The 16,348-nt window shown below is 45.1% G+C and carries 11 protein-coding genes; 1 reads left to right on the top strand and 10 read right to left on the bottom strand.

What is annotated here, in order from left to right; all coding sequences use genetic code 11:
* Positions 1 to 124: 124 nt before the first annotated feature.
* The 6 genes from BS614_RS10670 to rhaD form a co-directional block, all read right to left on the bottom strand.
* Positions 125 to 5,698, bottom strand: coding sequence for an S-layer homology domain-containing protein (locus BS614_RS10670; RefSeq protein ID WP_074093959.1), 5,574 nt, complete (start codon positions 5,696 to 5,698; stop codon positions 125 to 127).
* 429 nt (positions 5,699 to 6,127) lie between these two features.
* The gene (locus BS614_RS10665) at positions 6,128 to 7,486 is read right to left on the bottom strand and encodes an ABC transporter substrate-binding protein (RefSeq protein ID WP_133386752.1); all 1,359 of its coding nucleotides are present in this window, start codon (positions 7,484 to 7,486) and stop codon (positions 6,128 to 6,130) included.
* Positions 7,487 to 7,854: 368 nt separating this feature from the next.
* Entirely contained in the window at positions 7,855 to 8,676 is an 822-nt protein-coding gene (locus tag BS614_RS10660) for a carbohydrate ABC transporter permease (protein WP_036669010.1), read from the bottom strand.
* Positions 8,673 to 9,635 (bottom strand): carbohydrate ABC transporter permease, encoded by a 963-nt coding sequence (locus BS614_RS10655; protein WP_074093958.1) that lies wholly within the window; start codon positions 9,633 to 9,635, stop codon positions 8,673 to 8,675. The genes BS614_RS10660 and BS614_RS10655 overlap by 4 nt, the downstream gene beginning before the upstream one ends.
* Before the next feature lie 344 nt (positions 9,636 to 9,979).
* Complete coding sequence (locus BS614_RS10650) at positions 9,980 to 11,797, bottom strand: APC family permease (protein ID WP_074093957.1); 1,818 nt, start codon at positions 11,795 to 11,797, stop codon at positions 9,980 to 9,982.
* A gap of 324 nt (positions 11,798 to 12,121) precedes the next feature.
* Positions 12,122 to 12,973, bottom strand: coding sequence for a rhamnulose-1-phosphate aldolase (rhaD, locus tag BS614_RS10645; RefSeq protein ID WP_074093956.1), 852 nt, complete (start codon positions 12,971 to 12,973; stop codon positions 12,122 to 12,124).
* Positions 12,974 to 13,408: 435 nt separating this feature from the next.
* On the opposite strand from rhaD, the gene BS614_RS10640 reads away from it, so the two are divergent.
* A complete protein-coding gene (locus BS614_RS10640; protein WP_036611232.1) occupies positions 13,409 to 13,759 on the top strand; it encodes a hypothetical protein in 351 nt (116 codons plus the stop codon).
* 105 nt (positions 13,760 to 13,864) lie between these two features.
* Here BS614_RS10640 and BS614_RS10635 read toward each other — a convergent pair whose 3' ends face one another.
* From BS614_RS10635 to BS614_RS10620, 4 genes are all read right to left on the bottom strand, one after another.
* Positions 13,865 to 14,386 carry a GNAT family N-acetyltransferase gene (locus BS614_RS10635; protein ID WP_083657414.1) on the bottom strand — a complete coding sequence of 174 codons (522 nt, stop codon included), beginning with the start codon at positions 14,384 to 14,386 and terminating at the stop codon, positions 13,865 to 13,867.
* Positions 14,387 to 14,505: 119 nt separating this feature from the next.
* Positions 14,506 to 15,198, bottom strand: coding sequence for an MORN repeat-containing protein (locus BS614_RS10630; protein WP_074093955.1), 693 nt, complete (start codon positions 15,196 to 15,198; stop codon positions 14,506 to 14,508).
* A 170-nt stretch (positions 15,199 to 15,368) separates the two neighbouring features.
* Complete coding sequence (locus BS614_RS10625; protein ID WP_074093954.1) at positions 15,369 to 15,656, bottom strand: hypothetical protein; 288 nt, start codon at positions 15,654 to 15,656, stop codon at positions 15,369 to 15,371.
* Positions 15,657 to 15,846: 190 nt separating this feature from the next.
* Entirely contained in the window at positions 15,847 to 16,335 is a 489-nt protein-coding gene (locus tag BS614_RS10620) for a DinB family protein (RefSeq protein WP_074093953.1), read from the bottom strand.
* Positions 16,336 to 16,348: the final 13 nt, after the last annotated feature.

Below are 16,348 nucleotides of genomic sequence, written 5' to 3'. Positions count from 1 at the left end.
TTGCTTGGAACGAAAATTCGGCAAAATCTACTTCCTTCGGAGTTTTCAGACACGCCCTAGTAAAAAAAACAGCTTGCAGATGGAAGTCTGCAAGCTGTTTACACCGTCTATATCATACGTTTTATTACTTTTTCAACTCGCTTGCTGACATCAACAGGGTTACAACTTCAGCACGGGTTGCCTCGGCGAGGGGGTTAAACATGTTCTTGCCTGTTCCCTTTACCAGCCCTGCATCATATGCAGCCGCGATATATGGAATGGCCCAGGCAGGTACTTTATCTGCATCCGCAAAACTCAGTGCCGGATTGGATTGTACCGGAAGATCGAGTGCTCTGACGAGCATAACCGTCATCTCTACCCGCGATACTTTGCCCGATGAACGGAACGTATCATCCGTGTACCCACTAATGATGCCTTGATCCACTGCCTGAGCAATAAAGGATTGTGCCCATGCAGGTATCCCAGCAGCATCCTTAAACGTCAATGCCTTGTTGCTGGCTGGAAGTTCAAATGCTCTTCCCAACATAACAATGAATTCGGCGCGTGTCGCTGGTGCATTCGGACGGAAATTACCATCCTGATATCCGTTCACAATTCCCCGGGAAATGGCCTGTTCAATGGCAGCTGCTGCCCAGTGATTTCCAATGTCCTTCAGGTCCACAACCGGAGTTGTTGGATTAGGATTTCCTCCATTACCCGGAACGGTTGGCGTAGTTGGGTTCGTAGGATTGGTTGGTGTAGTCGGTGTAGTTGGGGTTACAGGCGTAGTAGGTGTTGTAGAACCTCCACCACTGTTACCACTGCCCGGATTACTTCCATTATTGCCGCCACCATTACCAGGATTGCTTCCATTACCGTCCCCCGGAAGTGGCGCTCCCTTCAGATCCGTACTACGTCCTTCCGTCTTTTGATCAACTGTACCTACACGGTCCAGATGTTCATGGAAGATTTCATAATCGACCAGATTTAATTCGTAGAATCGATTATCATCTTTCGCCATTCTCATAGCACGATAGAAGTCTCCACCGTTAGCCATGAATGAATTGGTAGCGACGAGATAATACCCATTCGGATCGATATCCGTGTACGTACCATCTGCATTCTTAATCTGAACTTTGACCATACGTTGACCAACTTGGGTTACGGTGTTGGTTGTTGCATCAATTTTCTCGCCTGGTTTCGTGGAATCGTAGTAGAACCGCATGCCTGCCACTTGCGGAAAACGTCCTTCTCCCGTTTCCACACCACTAACACCATTTTCCAGCGCGGCTGTGATTTCCTTGCCTGTCATTTTCAACGCAGACAGATTATTAGCGAATGGCATCACAGTCAGGAGATTGCCCAGCGTAATATCACCTGTCTGGAATGAAGCACGAATGCCACCGCCGTTCTGGATCGCGACGTATCCTTTGACGTCGTTTTCCTCCACAATGGATTTCACTTTCTCCAGCATACCGTCTGTCATCAGGTTTCCTAAATTGGTTTCCTGTTTCCGCACAGTGCCACGTTCTCCATCCAGGAACACATTTGTTTTACCAATAACGGTTTTCTTGAACTGTTCCAACTGAGGAGCATATTCTTTCAACTTGTTTGCGGCTTCCACATCATCAGCATAGATGAATTGGTTGGCAGCATCTTTCGCATCTAGACTCAGTAATTTGCCGTTCCACTTTTTCAATATACCCGCTTCATCAAACGTAACGTCCAATTGACCAAGAGAAACGTCATATTCCCCGGTTTGCACAACCAATGTTGGCTCATCTTGGCTGCCCACAACAATCGGTTCTTTCAGAATGGTGTGTGAATGACCACCTACCACAATGTCGATTCCTTCTACGGCTTCAGCTAATTTCAGATCCTCAGAGTAGCCCAGGTGAGTCAAAGCAATGATTTTATTAATACCTTCATTTTGCAGCATTTGTACAGTTGCTTGTGCACTTGCCTTATAATTTACAAACTTCAAGTCATCTCCTGGTGAAGAAAGAGATACCGTGTCCGGTGTTGTCAGTCCGAAAATACCGACTCGCTCACCATTCACTTCCGTAATAATCGCCGGATAGATTTCGGCTTTCTCACCCGGATCACCGATGCTATTGTTGTACAAACCACTCAAACTCGCATCCTTTGAATAATCAATATTAGCACTTACAAACGGGAACTCTGCTTTTTCAATAAATGCTTTCAGCATGCTTGGACCTTTATCAAACTCATGGTTACCAAAGGTCATGGCATCATATCCGATCATGTTCATGAACTCCAGATCAGCCAGACCGTTAAACAGATTGAAGTACAATGTACCAGAGAATACGTCCCCTGCATCCAGCACCAGGGTATTATCATTGCGCGCTTCCTTAATTGCCGTTACTCGGCGCGGGATGTTATCCAGATGCGCATGCGTATCATTCGTGTGCAGTACGCGCAGGTTGAAGTCCCCTTCTTCCACTAAATCTCCAATACTTAATTGTGCGAGTAGTGGATCATGGTCGCTCACCCGTCCATCCGCTGTCTCAAAATCGGCATTCACATGTACCACTTCGATAGCTGCTGTCTCAGTTAGATTTTTACTCACCAAAATGTGATCCAGTGTCTGAGAGTTTCCATCATAGATGTAGGAGTAACGCTGATTTTCTGGTAGTTCGTTTACCAGGTTGTCCAGTTCATTACCTTCAACAATGTTCAATGTATTTGAGAATTGGAAGTCATTGAAATCACCAAGAACAGCGACATTCACCTCAGGGTCTTTGTTCAGTAACTCTTTCACAAACCCATTCACCAACGCAGCTTGCTTCGCACGTTGAACTTCACTGCTTCGAGTCGCAGGTTGTATGCTTCCAAAAGGTTTCAGGTCTCCGCCTTTGGAATTGAAGTGGTTGGCAATCACCACTACACGTTCACCATTGAATTCGAATTCAGCGGCGAGTGGTTTGCGGGAGCTGGCGAAAGCCTCATCCCCTGGTGCAATACGACCCGGATTATTGGATAAGCTTCCGTCAGCGTCTACCTGAATTGCTGTTGTCGCACTTCCTTTAATCCCTTGCTTCAGGGACACACGTGATTCATTATACAGAAACCCTACACGAATATTGGCACCTGGTGCTCCGCCATCCTTGTTATTTTCCGGAGCGATATCTGTGTATTTATACGCAGGACCACCTTTAGTTGCAATGGCATCAATTAGGGTTTGGAAACTAGCATCTGCAGCTGTTGCTCCACTGTCTGTTGCTCCATCATTATCTTGCACTTCCATAATGCCGATAATATCTGGATTTTTCAGATTATTGACGACAATGCCGCCAATTTTAACAGCTCTAGCCGCATCCTTTTGACTGAAATTCTCTACATTGAAAGTTGCAATCGTCAATTTGTCATCGGTGGGTTGAATTTTTGTTATTGCTTGTACAAGGGGACTCGGTGTGATTGCTGGAAGATTACCTTCAGGAATCACTTTAAAATTCCCATTGGAGTATGTCATAACCCCTTTAATGGAGCCACCTAGCTTGTCTCCCGTTTTGACGGCTTGGGATGGTTTTTTATTGATGAACAGCCGTTGCGGATTAAGTGAACTCTCAAAAGGCTCTGCACCATCCCCTGTCAGAATGACACCGCCCGCAGGAGTGCGCAACGGATTGTTCGGACCATTATCTACAACAACAGCGAGACCAGGTTCACTGGAATACGGACCGATAATGGTAGCATTATCGAGTTTCACCCTCATCCCTTCAAGACTCTCATAAAAGTCAATGGCATCCTTATCCGGATTAAACTCGCCGAATTGATCGGAATCAATTACGGTAGGAATCATTCGACCATTAGCACCCAAAACCACAGGTTCAGGTAGATCTTTATTACTGTCTTCAACCGTAATTATTGTAGCTACAATTTCCGTTATCGCCAGCTCCGTTGTTGCTGTTGCATATTCTTTCACCTGTCCAGATACGCTCACCTTGTTACCTACTGTCATTCCATGAGCAGACTTATAGACCAGAATACCTTCAGATGTTCTGTCATCGTTATCTTCCATGCCAGGAATCTCCTGCATGTAGAAGGAAGTTGCATTTACAACATGAGTCACAATGCCTTCCACATTTTGCACAGCCAAACCATCGTACAAAGAGTTATGGGTGGCCCCTTGAATATCGTGGATTCTAAGATTGTTCAGTTCCTGAAGAACCTTGTAAGTATAGGTATATACAATACTTGTATTCCCACCAGACACTGCAATAGCTTTAATAGCAGTATCTTCATCTACTTTAATCGGCCCAGTGTACCGCGTAGATGTTGGTGTAGGGTTAGTGCCATTAACCGTATAATAAATTTCTGCTCCCGCCATTGGTGAGGATAAAGTCACCGTAGATCCTTTCACAATCCCCCCTGAAGGAACACTAGCTGTAACAGACAGCAGATTTTCGACAACATCCGCTGCTGTGCGTGGGATTAATTCGAGACCATAGCTTGTGTGATAAGTCAAGACGCCTGTCACTTTTTCGTATGTTTTGCCTACTGCCAGTGCAGTGGGGCTATTTTTGGCATAGATCGTGATCTCTCGACCATCCACATCTGTCGCAAAAAAGGTGGAACTGCTACTTCTTGTCACTGTGACCCCATTGACTTCGACAAGCATCCCTTCATAGATGCCGCCCGTACCCTTGCCTCCGCCTTCAGCAGGCTCAAAGTCTTTGGATGTCAACGTAAGCGGTTCAGGAATTTCTTGTGTTTTATCCAAGATCTTAATATAACCGCCTGGAAATCCTGCTTTATCCTTCTCTACCTGGAGTAGACCGTTATAAATGGTGAGCGGACCATACGCTTCAATCCGGTCACCTGGCTCAACGGATGAATCTGTACCACGAATGACGATTCCAGCATTCTCATCCTGAATATATAGATTCGCCATTCCTCCGGATTCCTCTCGGTAGGTTACAATCCCTTGAACGGTAACCGGAGAGTTTTCAGGCTTGTTTCTGGCATCAGAGATTGAAATTGGAGTATTGTCAACGATCGTATAATTAAATAAAGCAATTGCACTATCCAGTAAGCCCTCTTTATGTGCATAAGCTTCAATGTGCATAGCATCATTCACCGTGATGGGAACTGTGTAAGGAAGAAACGCATTTTCATCATTTAACTTGTAGTATACGGCAGCACCAACTGTAGTTGTTCCCAAAGTAACCTGTGTTCCTGACGGAACGGCCCCTGGGGACGGATTAGCTGTGACATTAGCCACTTCCGTTTCCGGTGTATCATCAATCAGTTGAAAAGTTGTTGATGTAACGGATCGTATACCTTTAGAAGTGAAATATTGAGATAACGTACCGTTGTTAATACGTACTTTGGATTGATATAAGGAGGGATTGCTTTGTAGTCCGAACGTGCTGCGAGGAGCAGTTGTGGGTACTTGAACAGGCATCATCTTACTAAGATTTGTTTCGGTTGGACTATCAGCAATTGCAAAATTAGTGTCTACAGTAAAGGGTGGATTCAAATTTACACTTGGACCGTTGCTGTAGGTCCCGACAACATAACCTTCAACAGTGGCGGTTGAATCATCCGAACCAAGAGCGAGCGCCTCTGCAACTGTTAGCGGCTCATCCGCAGCGGCTGCCTTACTGCTGAACAATCCAGCCGGAATTGCACCCGTAATCAGCAGGACCACAGCTAAGAATAACCTGAGCCAACTCTTTATTTGCTTACTTTGCATCTTTTTCCTACCCCCATGTTTTGAATTTTCAATCATTTGTTCAGACACCTTGTACATTAGTTCAAATATAAGATAACTGAATAACAGACTCGTGTAAACATTATTTCTTCGTTATGAAATAAAATAGAACATACACATTACAGAAAGAAATAATTTTCTCTTCTTTAAAGCTAAATAGGACTAATTTAAAATCGAAATTATGTCTTTTTGATCTTTTTGAGTCATATTCATGTGCACATTAAACCATTTACGTCAGATAAATTAACACACAAGATATAGATCGTTTCGTATTTCGACACTTATTTACAGCATCTTTCTATCCCTTCTCAAAAAAAACAGACTTAAGTCTTATAGAATTTCAAGACACAGGCATAACAATACGACGATCAGGATTGATCGCCGCATCTTTATTTCGAGATTAGCCTACAATTATTTCTTCACCGTGCTGTTATATTGCGCAATCTTGTCTGTAATTTGTTTGGCTGCTGCATCCAATGCTTCCTGTGGTGTACCTTGTCCATTCAGGACCGTTTCAATCGCTCCTTCGACAAGTTGTCTGGCTTCCGGGAATACACCCATTAATGCCCCGGATGTTGCTGTCGAATCTGCGGAAGCGTGCAATTGATCGACTGCTGTCTGGAATTGCGGGTACTTCGCCATATTATCCTTTAATACTTGCTCATTGTAGGCTGCTGTCGTAATAGGGAAGTATCCTGTCGCAACACTCCAGTTCGCTTGTACCTCTGGTGTAGCCAAATACTTGATGAATTCCCATGCCGCTTGTTGTTGCGCTTCTGATTTGTTGTTCATGATGTACAAGCTTGCTCCACCCACTACAACGCCGCCTTCTTTGGCATCCGCTGGACGAGGCAGGAAGCCTGTTCCCAGTTCAAACTTGCCACCTGAACCTTCTACGATTTTACGCAGGCCAGCTGTTGAATCAAGGGTCATACCGATTTGCTGAGCGGTAAATGCTGCTGTTGTATCGTCTGTGCTACGTCCCAGATTGGAGAGGGTCTTCTCATCAATCATCTTTTTCCACCACGTTAATGTCTTCACTCCAGCTTCGGAGTTCAGCAGAGATTCTGTAGCTGCTTCAGTTCTTCCGTTTCCATTGTTTACATAATCTGCATTCTGGTTTGCGAAGAACTGTTCCATAAACCAGCCGTAGATCGCCATGGATGCACCTGGCTTACCGTCTTTCGCCAATGCCTTTGCTGCTTGCTCAAACTCTTCATATGTCTTCGGCGGGTTCTCCGGGTCCAGACCTGCTGCTTTGAACATATCCTTGTTGTAGTACAGGATCGGGTTGGATGTGTTAAACGGCATCGCGTTCAATTTGCCATCGATGGTGTAATATCTGATAATGTTTGGCTCCAGTTGGGACAGGTCGAACTGATCCTTGTCGATGAACTGCTGTACTGGCGTAATCATGCCCGAATCGATCATGAACTTGCTACCGATCTCATAGACCTGGATAATGTCAGGACCGCTGTCTGAGCCCATGGATGCTTTGAGTTTATTCAGACTCTCATCGTACTTCCCTTGATAGATGGGTTTCACCTGAATGTCGGGATGGCTAGCGTTAAAGTCGGAAGCGAGTTGGTTAATGGCTTTCTCCCCTGCGCCAGACATGGAATGCCACCACGTCAATTGTGTTGTTTCGGCTGCGGCTGCTTCTGCTTGTGCTCCACTTGCCGGGCTGCTTGTTTCAGCTTTTGTTCCGCAAGCGGAAATGACCAACATGAGTGCAGCCAGCATTAATGCAAATGTTCCTCTTTTTTTCAAACGAAATCGCTCTCCTTTTATATGACTCGCGTACAATAAAATCTTGGGGATGACGCGGTGTGGCCGTTACGGTGACGAATCGTTCTTTTGATCGCTGTTATCCCCGGATTTTTCTCACTCCCCCTCTCAAAGGGGAAAATCCGGGGATAAAGGCGAACGCTTTGCTTCTTCAGAATCGATTTCGTCCCCTCCACTACTACCGTCGTTCATTTCAACATTTTATTTGAAGCACGAGCCTCATTTTGTTCGCTCCTGGTATCTAAAACCGAAGATACAAGCTTTAATTCAAAACCTCTAAATTAAAATCTTTAGATCAAAACCTTCAGAGCTTCCACTTCAATTAAATAGTTGTAAAACTTTCTTACTCCTTACCCCTTCAGCGCGCCTGCGGCCATTCCGCGGACAAGCTGTTTCAACCCGAAAATCAATAACAGTAAGGATGGTAGAATGACCATTGCTGTTCCGGCAAATACCAGATTCCACGCTGTGGATTCCTGGAACTCCAGCATCGAGATCCCGATCTGAGCGGTTCTCATTTCCGGTGTATTTGTCACCAGCAGCGGCCAGAGATACGAATTGTACATACTTAAGAATGAATAGATTGCCAGTGTTCCAAGTGCCGGACGGGACAAAGGCAAGACATGCGATATGAAATAACGAATATGACCACAACCGTCGATCCTCGCTGCCTCGAACAGTTCCTTGGGTAGTTGCATGAAGAACTGTCTTAGCAGGAATGTACCAAACGCCGTTGCCAGAAACGGCACGGTAAGCCCCTGGTAACTATCTAGCCAGCCCCAACTGCGAACTGTCAGGTAGTTGGGGATCATCGTCACTTCCCATGGAATCATCATCGTTGCGACAAACATGCTGAAGATGACGTTTTTGCCTTTGAACTGCATTTTCGCAAAAGCATAGGCTGCCATACTGGCTGTAATCAATTGACCAAGCGTTGTCAGTCCTGCGACAAGAAAGGTATTGCCGATAAATCGACCGATCGGAACAATATCAAATACTTCGCTAAAGTTGGACAGATCGATTGAATTTGGAATGATATGCGGCGGATAAGCGCTAGCATCTTCCGGCGTCATGACGGCCATGAAAAAGGTGTACATCACCGGATACAACACAAGTGCTGCACAGATCGTCAGTAATACATACAACAGCGTTTTGGTCCATGTCGCACTCATTGGTAATGCACTTTCCTTTCTACCCATTTGAACTGGATCAGGGTCAGCAACATAATCACCACGAACAGAATCAGTGCCTGTGCACTACCTGTACCAAAGCGGAAATTAACAAAGGCTTCCTGATAGATGGAATATACAAAAACATTTGTACTGTCCATCGGACCACCCCGGGTTAGAATGTTGATCTGACCGAACGATTGAAAAGCACCAATGATCGATACAACCGTGACAAAGAATAGCGTTGGTGACAGTAGCGGCATCGAAATTTTGCGAAACGTCAGCAATGGTCCTGCACCGTCAATCTTGGCGCTCTCGTAGATCTCATCCGGGATGCCTGCCAAACCACTAGATAGAATAATGTAATTGAATCCAAGGTTCATCCAGATTGTCATGATGGAGATCGAGATCAATGCCCAATCCGGGCTGGTAAGCCAAGGAATTGGATCAATGCCTACTTTGCCAAGCAGATAATTCAGCATGCCCAGGGTCGGATGGAACAGAAACTTCCAGATGACTGCTGACGAACCCACGGATAACACCACGGGCAGAGAGAATACAAATTGGAACACACGCATTCCCTTGAACCTATTGTGGGTCAGTGCAGCCAGAATCAGAGCAGCCAACATACCCGTAGGCACTGTAAACAGGACAAATAGTAATGTCACTTTCATCCCTTGCATAAACAGTCCTGATTGGAACACCGCCTTGAAGTTATCCAGTCCTACATAAGCCGCAATCTGCCCCGTCGGATCTGTGGAATGCAGACTGAGATACACGGACTTAAACATCGGGTAAAACAGAAACACTGCAAACAAAAGCAGCGATGGTGCCAGGAAACCATAGGCCAGCAGATTCTCCCGCATTCGCTGCACACGCAGCGAGGCTGTCCGTCGCTCACTCGTACCGGATACGCGCCGTTTGGCGGCGGGCAAGCTGATCCGGTTATCAAGCTCACTCATCGGATTTTCTTCCCCCTTGTTTCACGCATTCAGTGTGTGTGGAATGTTACATCAACTTCAGCACCACGTTATCTAGTGTAAGAGTCGAATGTCACAGCAAAATTCATTCTGAATCAACGTAACGTTAATCATGGACAAGGGACTTTACGCAAATGTGTATCCATTCGAAAGCGGTATCCAGACCGGATTTCACGACAAAAAAACCGCAAGAACTCTCCTTTTTGGAGATATCCTTGCGGTTCGATGTGTAAATGGAATATGAACGTATACCTATTAAAGAACGCGACTCATTTTACAATAATCTGTAAATCTTCCAAACGGGGTGAAGCGTTGAACCGTTCGAGTTAACGATTAAGATGATATGGCACCGTGGTGACAATCACGTCTTTGTAATTGATCAGATAAGCCCGGATCATGAAGCTGGTCTGGTTATGCAGTACATTTTGCCACCAGTGCTTGGTGATGAATTGCGGAATCAATACGGTGATGTGATCGGTCTCGGCCGTTTTCCACTCTACGGTATCAATGAATTTCTTCAGCGGCCCCATAATGCTGCGGTATCTCGATTTGATCACGACCAGACGAACACCTGGATTCCACTCTTCCCACTTCTGCTCCATCTTGCGTATGGCCTCATCATCGAATCCAATATACAGCGCGACCACGTGATCCGACATCGTCTGCGCATAACTGATCGTATTCATGACGACCCGGGTAATGCCTGCGACAGGAATAATAATGGTATTGCCTTTGTGGGCTGGTTTTTCCATCTGAATGTCAATTCGCAGCTCATCGGCAATGTTGCAATAATGACGGTGAATACGCATGAACACATAAACAACGAGCGGCAAAAAGATAAAGATGACCCATGTCTGTGTGAACTTGGTGAAAATAAAGATCAGGGTAATCGATAATGTGGTCAGCATACCGACGGTATTGACCAGCAACTTCATCTGCCAGCCAGACGGCTTGACTTTGATCCAGCGAATCATCATACCGAGCTGTGACAGGGTAAATGGAATGAACACCCCTACCGCATAGAGCGGAATCAGGCTTTCCGTATTCCCTTTGAACCCGACCACCAGCAGCGCAGACATCACACTGAGGAAAATGATCCCGTTTGAGAAACCAAGGCGGTCTCCTCTGACCATAAATGCATGCGGCATGTATTTATCCTTTGCCATCATGAAGGATAACAGCGGAAAAGCGGAATATGCTGTGTTGGCTGCCAAGAACAGGATCAGTGCCGTTACACCCTGGATGATAAAATACATCGTGCCCCTGCCAAACGTCGCTTCAGCAATCTGGGAAATGACCGTTGCTTTGGGATCAGGCTTCACTCCGTACCCATAAGCCAGTAAGGTGATGCCGATGAACATAGCTCCCAATATACAACCCATGAGCAGTAATGTACCCGCGGCATTTTTCTCGGCAGGCTGCTTGAAGTTCGGGATCGCGTTACTTACCGCTTCCACGCCAGTCAAGGCCGAACAACCGGAGCTGAATGCTTTTAATAACAGAAACATACTCACATGGGATAGACTAGTTCCGAATTCTGGTGCAGCTGCTTCCATCCCCCCGGCAAGAAATTTGATTCCGCCCGAGATAATCAGGATCGCAATCGAAAAGATAAACAGATAGATGGGGATCGCCAGCACAGACGCTGACTCCGTCACTCCCCGCAAATTCATAATGGTTAGAAAAACAATCATAATCAGAGCAATCACAACACTGTAGTCATGCAGCATAGGAAAAGCCGACGTAATCGCATCCGTACCTGCGGATGAACTTACTGCAACGGTCAGAATATAATCGACCAGCAGAGATCCTCCGGCAATCAGACTGGATGTTGTACCCAGGTTATCCTTGGCTACGATATAAGCGCCGCCCCCTGTTGGATAAGCAAATATCGTCTGGCGATAAGAAAAAATTAAAATGACGAGTAATCCCAGCACGGCGATGGAAATCGGAACGGAGTACCACAGGGCGGCGAATCCGGCCGCAACGAGTACCAGCAAAATCTGTTCCGTACCGTAGGCAACGGACGATAGGGCATCCGAGGACAGGATGGCGAGTGCCTTCCATTTCCCCAATTTTTCTCCATCCAGTTCAGCCGATTTCATGGGCTTGCCTATTAAGATTCTCTTCATTTTGCCAAGCATGATCATAACTTCCTTCCGTCTCTCATCTGTGAAGCATTGTTATTATGCAAAATCGCAGAGCCGTTGACAATACGTCATTTCACCCGAATTTCGCCAGCGCGTGATAATGCATTCTACGATTCAATAATCGATAACAAAGCCATTCTTGTTTAGTATTTTGAACTATTTTGAACCAAAACGACGTTTGTTAGCCGAAAAACAGAAAATGGCCTTTGGTTCAGTGAACCAAAGACCACTTCCTGTATATAACGAATCAATATTCTCAATCAGAATCACTACGCGTCAGATCAAACTTTCAATTGTTGTTAACCTCGGATTAATTCGTTACACCTTCACGTCCAGTATGCCGGGACGAGGGGTAACACCAAACGCTTGTGCCAGTGTGGTCAGCTGCTCATCCGTAATTCTCTGCCGGATCTCGTGACCAGCAACCAGCATAAACACCTGGGCTGCCTTCTCAATCGTCTCAATCAGACCAAAAGCCTCGTCAATCGTTGTACCTGTTCCGAATATGCCATGCTGCGGCCAGATGACCGCGTGGTATTCTTTCATTTTCTCAGCCGTTTCGCGGCCAATCTCGTTCGATCCAGGAATCATCCATGGGATAATGCCAATTCCATCCGGGAATACAACCACACACTCCGTGCACATCTGCCAGAGGGTCTTCGTAAATTTTGCCTCATCCAATTCGTGGATAAACGTCATGGCCAATACATGAGTGGCATGGTTGTGCATGACAACCCGGTGGTTCGGGTCCAATTTCAAACGTTCAATATGGCTCATGAAATGTGTAGGTAACTCACTTGTTGGGTTTGCCCCCGACTTCAATCCCCAGAGCACTTCCAGATCCTGACCATCTTGCGATACACGCAGCAACCCCAGGTTGCTCTCAGGATCAGCGAGTACATTTTTAAAATATTTGCCCGATGCGGTCACGATAACATACTTGCCTGCCAGCTCCTGCACCGAAAATGCCGGTTTGATCTTGCGAATCACATGATGGATATCGATATATTGGGCGACTTCCTCTTCCTCCAGCAGATAACTGACATTACCGCCATTGCGCTCATCCCAGCCATTTTTCCACATATGTTGTGTAATCTCAGCCATCTCACGGACAAATGGGATATGGAAACCTGCAGCCTGCTTTGTTTCATTGGTAAGGGTCACGTTCATGATCAATCTCTCCTTATATTGAAAATCAAATGGCTTGCCACGTACATAGTAAGTTCTTTATTTCACATTCATTATACCTTTGTTTATCTTTGATAGTCAATGACAAACACAGAAATAACCTTTTATTTATTTTGTTTAGTTTTGTTTATATGAAAATCAAACAAAAAAATACCCCACCGGCGTCCGGCGGGGTCAGTCACACATCTATTTAACACGAGAAGGGGTTTACAAGACCTATCATACCTCTTCTACCTTAATAGAAGCTGAAAGCGAAATAAAAAAACATGAAAACATATATCCCCTCTGGACAGAAATTTGAGTGCCTTCTTTTCAGTCAGTACATCTATCTCTCTGTCCAAACGCTTTTGCCAATTCTAACATATGCTATTCTAGCTTTTCTCAGGAAAAGACATTCATAAAAAAGGAGATGAACCTATGGCAGTCCTTTCTACAGGCCCGATCGAGAACAATCTCTCCGGTGGCAGCAGGCCTACACAACAAGTCACCATCAAAATGGTCAACACCGATTCCATCAATACGTCCAATGTACTCATTGAAGGTTATTTCCTGAATGGAACGAGGACCTTATATGTGCTGCAATCCGTTAATCTGACCCCCGGGCAAGTCTTCTCTCAAACCTACTATGCCAACCTGGATGGATACGAATATGTATTCACAACGGGTGGAGGCGCAGCTGCATCAACTGAAATTTCAGTGTGGGGAAAAGACAGCACTGGGCAAATCGTCACCGCACATCGGATTGTTTCGAATGAACTTGTTCTATAAGAAAGAGGAACCCAGATGCCCTCAATCTCATCTGTGCCCATTGAGAAAAACATGGTATTCGGATCAAGACTCACCCAATCCCTGTCCTTCATTGGTCGGGGTTTCTTATTTTCGCAGCACATAGGATGGATGCATCTTTCCTGTTGGTTCATAACGTTCATCACCTGTATACTCAAATCCCAGCTTGATCAAGATGTGACGTGACACTTCATTATCCGGATGATGCCCGGCAAACAGTGCCTTCACGTTCATTTTGTCAAAGGCATAACCAATTACCGCCCGTGCCGCTTCCTGCGCATACCCTTTGCCCCAGTGATCCCGGGTTAGATGAAATCCCAATTCATAGATCTCCTCTTCTGGAGAATACGGACGCAGGCCACAGCAACCGACAAACACCTCCGACTCTTTCTCAAAAAGGGGCCAATATTGCACTCCTGCTTCCTTCTGCCTTTGAATCTCCTGTGTTAATCGCGCTTCTACTTCATCCTCACTCAGAAATCCCTTGCTGCTAATCCATTTGGCAACCTCATGATCGCCCCACAATGCAAACGCCAGCGCACGATCTCCTTCGTTCCAAGTCGCACATTCCAACCGTTCCGTTTCAAATAAGATTGTTCTGTTCATCATCCACTAACCTCCTGTATGCCAACACCAATCTGCGTGCCGCCTATACCTTAAATTAATCGAATGACCGTCAGGATAAACAACATTTATAATCTGTATACGTTCATACCTTCTAATTACACTTATAATTGCTTAGCCAATTCCTCAAATTGATTGATGTGAGGCTTGATCTCTTTCTCTACACTTTTTATGAAGGAACTAAATTGCTTGGGATTATACTCATCTCCAACACCAACACTTTTATATACTTTTCCCTTTTGATATGTAAACAAGAAAAAATAGTTATTCTTTAATCCATTCAAAATATTTCCGATATCTCCCCAAATTTCGAGTCTCAATTTCGAATCTTTGTAAAGAAACGAATATGGCGGATCATATTCTCCATTTCGTACATCATAGCCTGCAATCCACTGATCTTTTGCAAATGTCCCTGTTTGGATTCGCGATTCCAGCATATCTCCAGTCAATGCTATTTCGTTAACCTGAAGTTTACCTTTACCATCCTTTTTGTCATTCCTCCAGTTCCCATCATACTTGGACTCTGTAATTCTGTCCTCACCGCGTGTTATAACTTTATAAACACCATGTCCCGAACGTTTTCCCTGTGCCCAGCTTCCTTTATAAGTTTTTGTTTTCCCCCAGGTCATGGTTCCATTCCCGTGAGGTTTTCCATTTTTGGTCTCTCCATAATATGTAGCCCCATTGCCATACTCCAGGGTGGTCATCTCAGTCGCCGCCTGAGCAACATGTGGTGACAAGATTACAGACAATCCTAAGGTTACCCCCAAAATGCAGATGAACATCTTTCTAAACATCAAATCTCCCTTTCTCTCGCTGTATAAGAAATTCATTCTTATAACAACCTATTAATCAAATAATAAGACTCTAGTATAATATCACTTTCAATCCAGAAGGTTCCACATAAAAAAAGAAAAACCCCTGCCGACAAGATGTCCGACAGAGGTTCAACGAGAGCATTACATCATTAGAAATCAGATGTTGCAATCTGAATCGTACCTGTAGATGCACCAGCTGCACTAGTCAATAACGCAGCTACGAGCAGCAAGTCTACAGACAGTGTAAGGCTGTTGCCGGCAGGGATCAAATACGTGATCACTGGTGCATTCACACGAGTAACAACCAAATCAACTGCGAACGGACCAAAGTTGTTAACCGTAATGCTGGCATTGGTTCCTCCAGTCAGATCCTCGTAGTAGGACTTACCCACACTTGCAGCCAGGTTGTAAATCTGTTGCGGTAAAAGGATGGCCATTTGAAATCACCTCCTTTTGCTTTGATACGGTATTCTATGCTTGAAATCTATTAAAGCAACGGTGAATTACCAGCGTCATAATGTCCAATTTTGATAGACTTCATAGATTGATAGACGAATGTTCGCAAAAAAAGCCCCACCGGACCATCCGGTGAAGCCAACTAAGCTTACTTTAATATTACAGGTTTAATTACGCATACAGCATGAAAAAGTTCAGTTCATGGCCCTGCTGCTTGAGATAGTTATACAGCTGCGAACGGTGATGGAATACATGCGTTACCGTTTCAATCTGCCATTGAACCTGCAAGTGACCATGCTCCATATAAAAAGCTTTTGTTGAACGATTCAAAAAGTCGTCTTCGCTCAATCCCGTAATATAGGCTTTGTAGGATTCGAAATTGCTCCATAACGTTGCTTCAAGCTTCTCGATATCCTGGGTCCCCGATAGGCTATTCTCTACCAGCCCAACCTCAGCTTCACCTTTTTCCTGCATAATGGCAAGATCCGATGCCGTGATCTGGATAAAGTGATGCACTAGCTCCACCAATGAACGCATATTCTCCTGTGGACGATACGACCAATCCTCCGAACGGATCAAGCGAATTAACGAAGCCCCCGTCCGTACGCCTGTTTCCAATTCATTTAACAAGTGATCCCGAATCTGCAATGTTCCATTCATATATGATGTCTCC

The sequence above is a fragment of the Paenibacillus xylanexedens genome (genome assembly GCF_001908275.1).
GTDB classification, from domain to species: Bacteria; Bacillota; Bacilli; order Paenibacillales; family Paenibacillaceae; genus Paenibacillus; species Paenibacillus xylanexedens_A.
Note: the sequence above shows the minus strand (reverse complement) of the source record. Positions and strands in the feature narration are given on the sequence as shown.

Excerpts from the sequence above, each read along its gene's own strand:
- BS614_RS10635 (WP_083657414.1), bottom strand. The coding sequence starts at position 14,386 with ATGATGAACAGAACAATCTTATTTGAAACGGAACGGTTGGAATGTGCG.
- BS614_RS10620 (WP_074093953.1), bottom strand. The coding sequence starts at position 16,335 with ATGAATGGAACATTGCAGATTCGGGATCACTTGTTAAATGAATTGGAA.
- BS614_RS10655 (WP_074093958.1), bottom strand. The coding sequence starts at position 9,635 with ATGAGTGAGCTTGATAACCGGATCAGCTTGCCCGCCGCCAAACGGCGC.
- BS614_RS10625 (WP_074093954.1), bottom strand. The coding sequence starts at position 15,656 with ATGGCCATCCTTTTACCGCAACAGATTTACAACCTGGCTGCAAGTGTG.
- BS614_RS10660 (WP_036669010.1), bottom strand. The coding sequence starts at position 8,676 with ATGAGTGCGACATGGACCAAAACGCTGTTGTATGTATTACTGACGATC.
- BS614_RS10630 (WP_074093955.1), bottom strand. The coding sequence starts at position 15,198 with ATGTTTAGAAAGATGTTCATCTGCATTTTGGGGGTAACCTTAGGATTG.
- rhaD (WP_074093956.1), bottom strand. The coding sequence starts at position 12,973 with ATGAACGTGACCCTTACCAATGAAACAAAGCAGGCTGCAGGTTTCCAT.
- BS614_RS10670 (WP_074093959.1), bottom strand. The coding sequence starts at position 5,698 with ATGCAAAGTAAGCAAATAAAGAGTTGGCTCAGGTTATTCTTAGCTGTG.
- BS614_RS10640 (WP_036611232.1), top strand. The coding sequence starts at position 13,409 with ATGGCAGTCCTTTCTACAGGCCCGATCGAGAACAATCTCTCCGGTGGC.
- BS614_RS10650 (WP_074093957.1), bottom strand. The coding sequence starts at position 11,797 with ATGCTTGGCAAAATGAAGAGAATCTTAATAGGCAAGCCCATGAAATCG.